Source organism: Priestia sp. FW507-14D1A, from assembly GCF_058781295.1.
Genome location: NZ_JBYSWQ010000001.1, coordinates 577987 through 590790, shown reverse-complemented (window position 1 = coordinate 590790; position 12804 = coordinate 577987). Strand labels below are relative to the sequence as shown.

The window sequence follows — 12804 nt, the reverse complement described above, 5'->3', positions numbered from 1 at the left end:
ATGCTGATTTTCATAAAGAATTGCTTTTTATATAACAATAAGAATATTTATAGAAATTTTAAGAAGTGCATGTAAGTCCAACGACTTCTTAACTGCTAGATTTTCTACATTATTAGAGCGTTCAGTCTACATAATTCCAAAAATAGTAAGAAACTATCAGCCTATGGATAAATTGTTGGAAAATATAGATAATTGTAAATGAATAGAGAAAAAGGTAAACATGCAATTAACTAAAAAAGCAAAGGTCTGATTTACTTTGCTTTTTATTTATACACATATGTAAAAAATATCATAATAAACCAATTTATTCTTTGTGAAATCCATCGTTTCAGACGATGTGAAATAATGTATTTGAAGGAGGAGACCCAGATGAAGGTTATGAAGATGTTGGTTATTGCATTATTTAGTTTAAGTTTAGTTGTCACACCAGCTGCTGCTGAAGTTCCGGGTGTCGACCATTCAATGAAACGAGGTGCTACACAAGGAATTGTAGCGGCATCTCACCCGCTGGCTGCTGAAGCGGGCAGGAAAGTTTTAGCTGGAGGCGGAAATGCTGTGGACGCGGCAGCTGCCATTCAATTATCTCTCAACGTTGTGGAACCGATGATGTCAGGTATCGGCGGCGGCGGCTTTATGATGATTTATGAAAAAAAGAAAGATAAAATTACGATGCTAGACAGCCGTGAAATGGCACCAGCTGATGTCACGCCTAAGCTGTTTTTAGATTCAAAAGGAAAAGTCATCCCTTTCAGCAAGCGTCACATAACAGGAAAGGCAGTTGGAGTTCCTGGTACGCTAAAAGGAGTAGAAACAGCCCTTGAAGATTATGGAACAATGGACTTATCAGATGTTATTAAACCAGCTATTACTCAAGCAGAACAAGGAATCAAAGTAAATTGGTCGATGGCTCAGTACATTGATGAAAATGTGGACAAGCTTGAAAGATACCAAACGGCCGGTAATGTATTCGTGCCGAATGGCAAGCCGTTAAAAGAAGGAGATAAGCTTGTTCAGCCGGATCTTGCTAAAACATTAAAGCTTATTCAAAAAGAAGGATCAGACGCTCTTTATAAAGGAGAAATTGGAAAAGCGCTTGTTAAAGAAGTTCAAAAACGCGATGGAAGCATGACCATGGATGATTTGAAAAATTACGTTGTAAAAGAACGTGAGCCGGTTAAAACAACTTACCGAGGCTACGATGTGGTTAGTGCGGCTCCTCCTAGCTCCGGCGGATTAACCGTTCAGCAGATTTTAAAGCTAATGGAAGGTTATGATGTAGAAAAAATGGGTTCCAATACGCCTCAGTATTTGCAGCATTTAACGGAAGCGATGCACTTAGCTTTCGCGGATCGCGCGGCGTATATGGCAGATGAAGACTTTTACGAAGTGCCGAAAAAAGGACTGTTAGATGAAGATTATATTAAAGAACGTCGTAAATTAATTAATCCAAACAAAGCAACGCCTAATGTCAAAGAAGGAGACCCTTGGAAATATGAAGGAAAAGAAAATCCAAATAAAGCAACAGTAAAGGAAGAAAATCCAATCGGCCAAACGACTCATTTCTCTGTTGTAGACAAATGGGGAAACATGGTTTCTTACACGACTACCATTGAACAAGTTTTTGGTTCAGGAATTATGGTTCCTGACTACGGATTTATGCTCAACAATGAAATGACGGATTTTGATGCCACTCCGGGAGGTGTGAACCAGGTTGAGCCTAAAAAACGTCCTCGAAGCAGCATGTCTCCAACGATGCTGTTAAAAGACGGAAAGCCGTTCATGGCAATTGGTTCACCGGGAGGCCCAACCATTATTGCGTCTGTAGCAGAAACGATTATAAATGTTATTGACCATAAGATGCCGATTCAAAAAGCGATTTTAACACCTCGTATTTATTCAGGCGGCTATCCAACCGTAAGATGGGAACCTGGCTTTAGCCAAGATACACTTCTTGAAATGATGGCTAAAGGACATGCGTTTGAAGAAAAGCCTGAGCATATTGGAAACGTTCAAGCGGTTATCTATGATTATGAAACGGGGAAAATGTACGGAGGCGCTGATAATACGCGCCAAGGCACGGTATTAGGAGTAGACGCAATTAAATATGTATCCAAACAGCCAAAACCAATTAAAGAAGAGAAAAAAGGAGAGTTTACAGTTGAAGTCAACCGTGCCGTTTATCCATTTACTGATAAGCAAGTGAAGCTGATTGATGGAAAGCCTTACGTTCAATCCGATCGCCTGCTGTTAGGCTTAGGCGTCATTGATTCGAGTGACTTAAAGCTGTATAAACCAAATCATCACTCGTATTTATCAGTTATCAAAGTAGCCAAATCACTTGGCTACAAAGTGAAATGGGATGAAGAAAAGAAAGTGGTCTCATTAGAAAAAGATCCTGGTGAAGACGATGCCGGCGATGATGAAGACGGAGACGTTATTACAAATTAAAAAAGAGACTGGGACAAAAGTATTTTAGGTGAAGAAAAATCCGAACGATGAATTGAGATTCTTGATGGAGAATCCAACTCGTTCGGATTTTTTTATTGGTATGGCAAACGTAGGTTTTCAGTGTGTAGTTACTTCTAGCTGTTGCACGTAAATCAACAGCGGTGTAACGAGCGATCCATACTCGCTCCTTTATTCCATTTGTTCATCTTTAAATTGAATGAATTTTGTTATGTCGCAATCTCTTTTTTATGAAAGCAAATAAAATTGGCGATTTTAAACCAAACGACAAAAAAATTTGCATAGTTTGCCAAAAAGTTGTAGAAATCGACAGTTTTTTTTGCATGTGTAAGAAAACCCGTGATAGAAAGACTGATAGAATGCTACAAACGAAGTTGGCATCATTTTTGCATAAGAAATAGATGAGGGGCTGTATCAATGAAAAAAATACATAGTTACATAAACACCTATGTTTACTTCACACAGAATAAAATGCAACGGAGGTATAGAAAATGAAAAAAGACATTTCAATTATCGGTGTACCAATGGATTACGGACAAACAAGAAGGGGTGTAGACATGGGGCCGAGCGCGATCCGCTATGCAGGCATGAATACACGCTTAGAAGCTCTTGGCTATACCGTACACGATGAAGGCGATATTAAAGTAGAAATTAAAGAGCGGGCAGACGTAGATAAAAATACGAATTTGAAAAACTTAGCGGCTGTAGCCAGCGGAAATGAACAGCTTGCTGCACGAGTTGAAGAAGTGAGAGAGCAAGACCGTTTTCCGTTAATATTAGGCGGAGACCACAGCATTGCAATTGGAACGCTTGCAGGAGTCGCAAAAGGTTCAGAAAATTTAGGCGTTATTTGGTATGATGCTCACGGTGATTTAAACACCGCTGAAACATCTCCATCAGGCAATATTCACGGCATGCCGTTAGCGGTGAGCCTTGGTATTGGACATCCTGTACTTTTAAATATTGGAGGGTATACCCCAAAAATTAAACCTGAAAATCTAGTTATTATCGGTGCACGCTCATTGGATGATGGTGAAAAAGAGTTAATTAAAGAAAAAGGAATTAAAGTGTATACCATGCATGAAATTGATCGTTTAGGTATGACGCAAGTGATGAAAGAAACGATTGATTATTTAAGCGGTACAGACGGCGTGCACCTGTCGCTGGACTTAGACGGCTTAGATCCGGATGATGCACCAGGCGTAGGTACACCTGTAAAAGGCGGCATCAGCTACCGAGAAAGTCATTTAGCAATGGAAATGCTAGCGGAAGCAGATATGGTGACATCTGCTGAATTTGTAGAAGTGAACCCTATTTTAGATCAGCATAACAAAACTGCAGAAGTAGCGGTTGCGTTAATGAGTTCATTGTTTGGCGATAAGCTTTTATAAGAAAGAGCTACTTAATAGGTATCGTGTAGAAGAAAATCTGTTATGATCCAATAAACGTTCATGCAGGGCTAAGCGGCTGCCATCCTCGCTACGGGGCTGGCGCCATTTGAAAAACATCCGGCATTAATGGACTTGAGCCATGAAGAGCTACCTAGTAAGCGGCTATAAAAACAAAATAAACCTAAAAAAATGAAAGCGATTTCATTTTTTGTGCAGCAAAGGGAGGAAATGGGATGAATATTCCACAGGGACAGCCAGGAGAATTAAAAAGAACGATGAAAACAAGGCATCTTTTTATGATATCACTAGGAGGATGTATTGGTACCGGTTTTTTTCTGGGTTCAGGTTATACCATCAATGAAGCAGGTCCGATGGGAGCAATGATTTCCTACTTAGTAGGAGGGATCATTATGTATCTAACGATGCTGTGTCTTGGAGAATTATCTGTTGCTATGCCAGTTGCAGGATCGTTTCAAACGTACTCCACTAAATTTATCGGCCCTGCAACCGGTTTTGCGATTGGATGGCTGTACTGGCTAGGATGGGCAGTAACGGTGGCGCTTGAGTTCTTAGCTGCCGGACAATTAATGCAAAGATGGTTCCCAGACTCGCCCGTTTGGTTATGGTGCGCCATTTTTGGAGCGTTAATTTTTTCACTAAATGCACTTTCAGCTAAAGCATTTGGTGAAACAGAATTTTGGTTTTCAAGCATTAAAATTTTCGCCATCATTATGTTTATTGTTGTAGGCGGAGCGGCGATGTTTGGACTCATTGATATGAAAAGCGGACAGGAAGCACCGCTTCTATCAAACTTCTTTGCCGAAGGGCTGTTTCCAAATGGCGTAACGGCTTTGCTGATTACAATGATTACGGTGAACTTTTCGTTTCAAGGAACAGAATTGATTGGAATTGCGGCAGGGGAAAGTGAAAATCCAGAAAAAACAATTCCAAAAGCGATTAAGCAAACGGTTTGGCGTACGCTTTTCTTTTTCGTCTTATCCGTGTTTGTCCTAGCAAGCATGATTCCTCGTGAAAAAGCAGGCGTCGTAGAAAGCCCATTTGTTGTTGTGTTAGACAGTGTAGGTGTACCTTACGCGGCGGATATTATGAACTTTATCATTTTAACAGCTCTTCTTTCAGTCGCAAACTCTGGATTTTACGCGGCTACACGTATGCTTTATTCTCTTTCAAGAGAAGGAATGGCAAGTCCTGCGCTTGGAAAAGTTAACAAAAGAGGAGTTCCGTTTAATGCACTATTAATTACGCTTGTGATTTCATGTTTTTCGCTGCTTTCAAGCGTAGTGGCAGCTAAAACCGTTTTTGTATGGCTGATTTCACTCGCTGGACTCGGTGCTCAAATTGGCTGGATTGCGATTACCGCTTCACTGCTTGCATTTCGTCGTGCTTACGTGGCTAAAGGTGGAAAAGTGGAAGATCTGAAATTTAGAACACCTCTTTATCCGGTTCTTCCTATCGTAGCGCTTATTACGAACTGTATCGTTATGATCAGTCTTGCGTTTGATCCCGAGCAGCGAATGGCGTTATACTGCGGAGGTATTTTCTTTATAGGCTGCTATGTTTATTATTATTTGAAAATTCGAAAACAAAATCAGTCAAAACAAGAGCAAGAAGTTCAGCTTGCGGAAAATAAACGAATGATTATTTAACATAAAAAACCCGGAAAATCGTGATTTTCCGGGTTTTTTATGTACTCGTTTTTAGCTATCTAGTGTTGTGTCTTCATTTTTACGGCGGCGGAGCCTCCATAGCGTGATAAGAGCAACCAGTGTAAGAACAATACCGCTGCCGAGCAGGATATGACTCACTGTTTTATCCTGCTTTTTTTGGCCTTGCTCAAAATATTTCTTGTACATTGCCACCGCAGCTTTATTTTGCTTGTATTTTCTGGGAACGCTCACTTCTTTTCCGAGTTTCCAGCCGTCTTTATAAGCTTTTTGCTGTAAAGATTTCACATCTTTATTCGAATAAAAACCTGCTTTGTACCATTTTTCTAGCTCGGGCTTGTCCTGAAGACTTTTAGGCGCTCTATAGGTCTGATAAGTGAAAGCTGAGTCGTATCCGTCTGCTTTTACGTCTTTTTGCTTTTGTTTCTGTCCTTTTTCATATCCTTGCTCAAAGGCTGTTTGCAATTCGCCTTCTGCTTCTGCGGGTACCTCGAGTGGAAGGTCGTGATAGCCTTGTACGTAGCCCTGCTTTTCAAACTGCTTTTTTTGGTGCTTCAGCACTTCGGCTTGAGCGGTTTCAAAGCCTTCTGTAAAAGCCTGACGTGTGACATCCTCATCATCATACATGCTCGGAACACTCATTGAATCATTTTCAAGACCTTGGTCATAGCCTTCTTTTTTTGCTTTAACAGATAAGTCCATTAAAGAAATAGCTTTTTTGTAGCCTTGAACATACCCTTTATTCCAGTCGGATGACTTAGAAGGAAAAGGGTCGATTTCTGACTGAACAGTAGCATGTTTGTAATCAAGGACGCCTTGCTGATAGCCTTCCTCTTCGCCGGCAGCCATTTCATTTTCTTGTTCAGTCTTGAGTTCTTCCTCTTTTTGCTGCTGTCCTTTTTTATATCCTACCGTATACCCCATCATAAACCACGTGAATTCTTCAGAAGATTTGTCCAGTCCTGTTGTTTGATCAAACTGTTCGAATTTTTTCTGTGCGTATCCATCTTCTTCTCCAAGCGAATAGCCTTCTTGATAGAGGGAGTCAAAAATTGCTTTTACATCTTCAGTTGTATCCACGTCTGTTGACTGGTCCAAAACGTCGGAAGAGGAGTCCGGGGAATCGGGAGTAGCATAAGAAGGGATGGGATCACTTGCAAGAATAAGTAAGCAAGCTGTACTGATAACGGCTAATTTTTTTTTCATCATTTCTTCACCTTTTAGTTCAAAGTCAATGTTTATTTTGTAGTTTAAGCGTACAGCTTTCCATGTAGAAAGGCGTGTAAAAGTTTTTCCAATTATGAAAATTATAACATTTAAATGAGAAGGAGAATAGGTGGTAAAAAGGAGAAATATGTGTTTTTTACAGAGTTTTATTTTTGTCGCTGTTTTGCTTTTTTCACTTTAAATGAACGATAAAATACTTCAGCTACAAAACAGAACAAAAGGAAAAAAAGGACAAATAGTTCAGCGAACTCCATAACCCGAAACGGACTGTAGGCATTTTGCAAGGCCATGGAAAAACTAAATCCTTGTATCATATCCACTCCGATAGAAAATCCCATTAAGCATCCTAACAGCAAAGCTGATATCCAAACGATTTTCATACGTCTCACTCTCCGGTTTTGTTTTTTTTCTTGAAAACATTCTACCGATAGTTTTTGTTATTTTTTTGTCTTACGCTTTGATTGCTCTATTAAAAATTGCATACAAAGCATTTATTTGGAAAAAGCTAAAAAAGAAAAGAAAGGTGTTTTTAATCGTGCCTTCTTTATTTAAAAATAAAAAAAACAAAGACAATAAAAAGGAAACAGAAGGTTCGGCGTCAGAGGAACAAGCGACAGTCCTTTATTTGTAATGAATGTGATGCTGATGCTGTTAATTATTTATACGGTGCACAAAGGATTTGAAGTAATAGCTAGAACGGCTGGACGTGTTTTTTATGATTGCATTAGTCATCGGAGGATTTGTTAAAATCAGCGTCTTTTTTTACGCTGTCATTGTTGGACTTTCCACATTGTTTAAGGTGAAACGACCTTCTGCGCTGACATATCCTGTGGGCACGGTGATTTTATTTTTTTCTTTGACGATTGCAAGTAATTTTCAAGAGCATTTAAAAGAAGGGCTAACGATTATGCCGGTATTGCTTTTTATCCCTTTTCACGTAGTGATTCCGTTTACGCTGCTCTGTATAGCATTTATTAAGCATCGTATGAAAAAAACAAACGCGCTGCAGCCATCCTAACGGCTGCAGCGCGTTCGTCTGCTATCTGCTACTGCACATGCAGCTGCTCCCGCTCTTTTTTTACCTGTTCTAGCTGTGAAATCGTAACAAGCTGATACCCTTGTGCGTGAAGCTGCTTCATAATTTCAACCGCTGCTTCGGCACTTGTTTGATAAATATCATGCATTAAAATAACTTTTCCGTCTCCGACTTGGCTCATAACTGCTTGAACGGAGTGAGGAACGTTTCTATATTTCCAGTCTTCGGGATCGATATCCCATAGAGTCACGCCAACATTTCCGATATAACGTCTTACATTTGCGTTCACGGCTCCATAAGGAGGGCGTACGTGCAGCGGTTCATAGCCGCTCACTTGTTTAATGAGCGCTTGGGTATCGCCTATTTGATGTTTGACCTGCGCTTCGTTCAACCGTGTGAGCTGAGGATGATCCCAAGAGTGATTTCCGACTTCGTTGCCTTCCTTGACCATACGTTCGATTGTTTCAGGATAATATTGAACGCGGCTTCCTAACACAAAAAAGGTAGCGTGCCCGTTCACTTCTTTTAATCCATCTAAAATCACATTGGTAGATGCAGGGTTAGGTCCATCATCAAAGGTCATCGCAACGACTTTTTTAGTTGGATCAATAGGCGCTCCTTGCTGCGGCATTTCGTTAACGATATGTTTTGGAGGCGTTTCTTTGACTTTATTTTTATTTGCTACTTCGTCTTTGTAAGCATCGCTCAGCATGTCTTTAAATAAATCTTTTTGGATAGCGATTGTTTTGGTTTTCGTTTGTTCAGCACCTAGCTGATAAGGTTTAAAATAGATCACAATACTGTTTTCAAGCAGCGCAAACTGACTGAAATTTTGATCAGCTGCCTGAGTTCCTTTTTGAAGGTCTGGGTCAAAATCAGCTGTTTTCATTTGTTTTTTTAATTCAGCATATGAAATAGCCGAAAGGCGATCTAAATAGTTTGCATCTTCTTTAAATAAATTCTTTAACGTCATTTGTTTTTGAGCAGGCAGGTCGAAGGTAAAGGTTTTGAGAGAAGACGTTCCTTTCTCTCCATTTACAGATTCATATTCATCAAAGACAACGCTTAGCGTTTGCTTGCTGTAATGAACAATTTTATATGTAATCGTTAATTCAGATTTTTTCTTTTTTGACTGCTTCTTCAGCTTTTTCTCATAGTGTGCGACTTGATCTGTTACGTAAGCTTGAATGGATTGATCGATTTCTTTTTTACCAAAGGAAGGGTAGCTAATGGCATAGCCTCCGTCGGTAAGGTCTTTAACTAGCGTTTGAATTTCAACGTTTGGATAGGTTTGATCTGTTTGAATGTTTGCCGTTTTTTTCTCTGTACTGTTTGCTTTGACGATATACCCTGCTGTACCAAGAAACAAAATACAGCATCCAAGCAGTGTCAAAATACGTTTGTAGCCCATGGTTTTCATGTGGTAATATTCCCCTTTTTGTATATATCTACCTAATAGACGCATGAGACGATCATTTAGTTTTACTTTTTTTAAAAAAACCAAACTATTTTTCTACTTATTCCGTCTACCTTATAGATGTACTTCAGCAAGAGAAAATAGAAGGGTATGAAAGATGATGAAAAAACATGATGCACATCAGATGCTCGTAGCGTGCATAACCGAGCACAAAGCGGATTTTTACCGGCTTGCTTTTAGCTATGTAAAAAATCAAGAAGATGCGCTTGATATTGTGCAAGAATCAATTAAAAAAGCACTCATTTCAATGGACAGTATCAAGGATATTCAATCGATTAAAAGCTGGCTTTATAAAATTGTTGTACGAACAGCAATCGATTTCCTGCGCAAGCATAAACGTTTAACGCTTATGGACGATGAAGCGCTTGAGTACTTGAGCAGCGGACGTGAAGATCAGTATGAAGATATCGATTTAAACCAAGCAATGGATCAGCTGCCGGTTAAATATAAAACCATTATTATTCTGCGTTTTTTCGAAGATTTAAAAATGGACGAAATTGCGGAAATTATTGAGGAAAATGTAAATACGGTCAAGACAAGGCTATACAGAGCGTTGAACCTGTTGCGGATTACGATGACGGAGGAGGACTTAGAACAATGAATGAAAAAATAGAAAAGTTAAAGAAGCAGTATCATGACATTCCTATTCCAGAGGAATTAGATGATGTTGTTGCAAAGGCACTTTCTTCATATTCTCGTAAAAAGAAATCCTATATTTGGCCGAGCGCAATTGCCGCAGCAGCGGTTGTTTTTATCACAACGGTGAATGTGAGTCCAGACGCGGCAAATGCAATGGCAAAAATTCCTGTGCTTGGAAAAGTAGTAGAAGTGATCACATTTGATGAACTAAAGCAAGAAGAAAAGCATTCTCGTATTGACGTGAAAACACCATCGATTTCAGGCTTGGAAAACAAAGGTCTCCAAACAAGCTTGAATGAAAAGTATATAAAAGAAAACGAGCAGCTGTATGAACAGTTTAAAAAAGAGATGAAAACATTACAAAAAGGAGAGAAAGGAAACGTGGCTGTCAGCAGCGGCTATGATATTATGACGGATACCGATGATTTGCTTGTGGTTCATCGATATGTGGAAGAATCGAGAGCTTCAACGTCGAGCGTCAATCAGTACGACACGATTGATAAAAAACACGAAGTGCTCGTTACGCTTCCAAGTTTGTTCAAAGATAAAAGCTATATAAAGGTCATTAGTGAAAATATTAAACAGCAAATGAAAGATCAAATGAAACATGAAGAAGGCAAAATCTACTGGCTGACTGAAGAAGATATGGATCCTTTTAAAGAGATTGATGAAAATCAAAGCTTCTACATTACGAAAGATCATAAGCTTAGAATTGTATTTGATAAATACAAAGTCGCCCCAGGATATATGGGAAACGTTGAGTTTGAAATTCCAACGGATGTTATTTCAAACCTTCTGGTTGGTAAACGGTATATTCATTAAAAAACAGGCGTGAACGCTGAACGTTCACGCCTGTTTTTTTACATAAAGAAACGTTTAAATTTATTTTTATGCAAAATAAGTTGAAATATATAAGCAATCATGTATAATGTTTTGTATATATTTTCATTCTTTTTGTTTATAAAGTCTTAGGGGAAAATGATGTGAACGGTTGCATTTCTAGAGAGGAAGTGAAGAGGTGAAACGCACGTTAAATCAAGATACAATTAAAGATGCCATGCTGTTTAATCAGCTTGTGATGCAAGTAAGTAAAGCTCTTTGGAAGTCTACTGAAAAGGATTGGGAGCAGTGGGTTAAGCCGTACGATCTGAGCATTAATGAGCATCACATTTTGGGGATTGCTTATCAGCTGGAAATCGCGTCGATGACCGACATTTCAAAGCTAGGCGTCATGCATTTATCCACAGCTTTTAACTTTGCAAAAAAATTGCACTTGCGGGGCTATCTTACCCTTTCTAAAAATGAGAAAGATAAGCGGAATACATACGTACAGCTCACAGAAGAAGGAAAAAAGATGTTTTTAAAAACGCTTGAGGATTATAACCCTCTTGAAAATCCTTTGTTTCAAGGAGCGATGCCGCTTCGAGATGTTTACGGAGAGCTGCCTGACTTTGTGGAGCTGACGGCTCTGATTCGAAGCATATACGGAGAGGATTTTGTCCAGTTTATCGAACGTTCTTCTCAAGAGCCCGCTAGCTTTAAAAAATAAAAAAAGCCTTCTTGTGCAAGCTGAGAAGGCTTTTTTGCATATCAACTTTTTTCAGTTAACCGTTCAAGTTCTTCTGAGGAATGGGCCATCTTCTCAATACGCAGAGACAGCTGCTTCATTACATCGGCTATTTTTTCAAGTTCTTTTTTTGTTAGAACGGTTTGCTGTTTGTTCTCGGTTGTTATGCTAAGAACGTTCGTGAAAAAAGAAGTAATGTTGTTCATATTGTCAGCCGTATCTTTTGTTAATGTAGCGACTTCTCCGCCTAGCGCCGAGACGCTTTCGATTTGTTTTTGAATGTCTCCGATAAAAGTGGAAATATTAGCAATCGATTTCTTCGTTTCTTCTGCAAGCTTCCGTACTTCCTGTGCCACCACTGCAAATCCTTTTCCATGCTCGCCCGCTCGAGCAGACTCAATTGAAGCGTTTAGTGCTAATAAATTCGTTTGCTCCGCAATAGAAGTAACAATTGAAACGATTTGATGAATTTGCTGTGATGTGTGTTCGAGCGTTTTCATTTTGTTTTGAATGAGCGACGTATTTTTTTGTATGCTTCCCAGCATGTTTTGTTCTTCTTTTAATTTTGCTTGACTTGTAACAGATTCTTTCTCAATGACTTCTGCTAGTTCAGAGCTTTTGTTTGCATAGGAAACGACGTCAGAAGACTGACTGTGCATTTGATTCATAAACGTTTTCGTTTCTTCAGATAACGAAGAAAGGATAGAGGATGTACGCGAGATTTCTAGCTGAATTTTCTCTTTTTGAGTCTGAAGTCCAGCGCGCCGCTCGTCATATTCAAGCTCATAGGCTTTTAACACAATTTGCTGTTCTAGACTAATAAGCTTTGTCATACTTGCAATAAAAGCCAGACATTCTTCTTTTGATTCCATCGTACGTTCACATACTGAAAGAAGCGAAGTAAATAAATTTTGAAATGCGCACAAATACCAGTTTGGCTCAAGTCCAATTTTGACGTGCATCTTGGAAATTTTTTGACGTTTTACCACAAAAGCATCGTCTATTTGTCCATCAAACATTTCTAAAATATGCCGTTTTAACGTTTGCTTTAATGCATGGACGCTGCTGTGCTTTTCGATAATCGCAACCAAATGAGGCTGTTCGCCAATAGCTTTGTAAAAATCGTTCACGATCTCTTCGATGGCATTCAGCGCGTGAACTTGAAATCTGGCAATCCGTTCGAGATCCTCTGCTGTTAAGGAAATCATGTTAATCTGCTTTTTTATCATCGGGTCCGATACATGAAGCTTTACAGTGATGGATTCGACAGCCGCTGCTTCGGCGTGCGCTTTGTTTCGTTTAAACCAATTCATGTT

The 12804-nt window shown here is 39.3% G+C and carries 10 protein-coding genes and 1 pseudogene; 7 read left to right on the top strand and 4 right to left on the bottom strand.

What is annotated here, in order from left to right:
- Window positions 1-369 precede the first annotated feature (369 nt).
- The 3 genes from ggt to AC3WJG_RS03510 all read left to right on the top strand — a co-directional run bounded on the left by ggt (window position 370) and on the right by AC3WJG_RS03510 (window position 5524).
- A complete protein-coding gene (gene ggt / locus AC3WJG_RS03520; RefSeq protein ID WP_337133985.1) occupies window positions 370-2448 on the top strand; it encodes a gamma-glutamyltransferase in 2079 nt (692 codons plus the stop codon).
- Window positions 2449-2957: 509 nt separating this feature from the next.
- Window positions 2958-3857, top strand: a complete 900-nt coding sequence (gene rocF, locus AC3WJG_RS03515) for an arginase (protein ID WP_013058586.1) — start codon at window positions 2958-2960, stop codon at window positions 3855-3857.
- A 233-nt stretch (window positions 3858-4090) separates the two neighbouring features.
- Window positions 4091-5524, top strand: coding sequence for an amino acid permease (locus AC3WJG_RS03510; protein WP_029323791.1), 1434 nt, complete (start codon window positions 4091-4093; stop codon window positions 5522-5524).
- A gap of 51 nt (window positions 5525-5575) precedes the next feature.
- Here AC3WJG_RS03510 and AC3WJG_RS03505 read toward each other — a convergent pair whose 3' ends face one another.
- Both AC3WJG_RS03505 and AC3WJG_RS03500 read right to left on the bottom strand, forming a co-directional pair.
- Window positions 5576-6748, bottom strand: a complete 1173-nt coding sequence (locus tag AC3WJG_RS03505) for a hypothetical protein (RefSeq protein WP_257146776.1) — start codon at window positions 6746-6748, stop codon at window positions 5576-5578.
- 167 nt (window positions 6749-6915) lie between these two features.
- The gene (locus AC3WJG_RS03500) at window positions 6916-7149 is read right to left on the bottom strand and encodes a YczF family membrane protein (protein WP_028411001.1); all 234 of its coding nucleotides are present in this window, start codon (window positions 7147-7149) and stop codon (window positions 6916-6918) included.
- Window positions 7150-7460: 311 nt separating this feature from the next.
- Between AC3WJG_RS03500 and AC3WJG_RS03495 the strand changes: the two are divergent.
- Window positions 7461-7787: pseudogene (locus tag AC3WJG_RS03495) on the top strand (GerAB/ArcD/ProY family transporter); the annotation flags it as partial.
- A 28-nt stretch (window positions 7788-7815) separates the two neighbouring features.
- On the opposite strand, the gene AC3WJG_RS03490 reads toward AC3WJG_RS03495, so the two are convergent.
- Window positions 7816-9225 (bottom strand): polysaccharide deacetylase family protein, encoded by a 1410-nt coding sequence (locus AC3WJG_RS03490; RefSeq protein WP_098658722.1) that lies wholly within the window; start codon window positions 9223-9225, stop codon window positions 7816-7818.
- Window positions 9226-9379: 154 nt separating this feature from the next.
- On the opposite strand from AC3WJG_RS03490, the gene sigV reads away from it, so the two are divergent.
- The 3 genes from sigV (at window position 9380) to AC3WJG_RS03475 (ending at window position 11470) form a co-directional block, all read left to right on the top strand.
- Window positions 9380-9883 carry an RNA polymerase sigma factor SigV gene (gene sigV / locus AC3WJG_RS03485; RefSeq protein ID WP_098249092.1) on the top strand — a complete coding sequence of 168 codons (504 nt, stop codon included), beginning with the start codon at window positions 9380-9382 and terminating at the stop codon, window positions 9881-9883.
- Window positions 9880-10743 carry an anti-sigma-V factor RsiV gene (gene rsiV / locus AC3WJG_RS03480; protein WP_102812922.1) on the top strand — a complete coding sequence of 288 codons (864 nt, stop codon included), beginning with the start codon at window positions 9880-9882 and terminating at the stop codon, window positions 10741-10743. Before sigV ends, rsiV begins: the two co-directional genes overlap by 4 nt.
- 196 nt (window positions 10744-10939) lie before the next feature.
- Complete coding sequence (locus AC3WJG_RS03475; RefSeq protein ID WP_028411008.1) at window positions 10940-11470, top strand: HTH-type transcriptional regulator Hpr; 531 nt, start codon at window positions 10940-10942, stop codon at window positions 11468-11470.
- Window positions 11471-11511: 41 nt separating this feature from the next.
- Here AC3WJG_RS03475 and AC3WJG_RS03470 read toward each other — a convergent pair whose 3' ends face one another.
- Window positions 11512-12801 (bottom strand): globin-coupled sensor protein, encoded by a 1290-nt coding sequence (locus tag AC3WJG_RS03470; protein ID WP_098249090.1) that lies wholly within the window; start codon window positions 12799-12801, stop codon window positions 11512-11514.
- Window positions 12802-12804 lie beyond the last annotated feature (3 nt).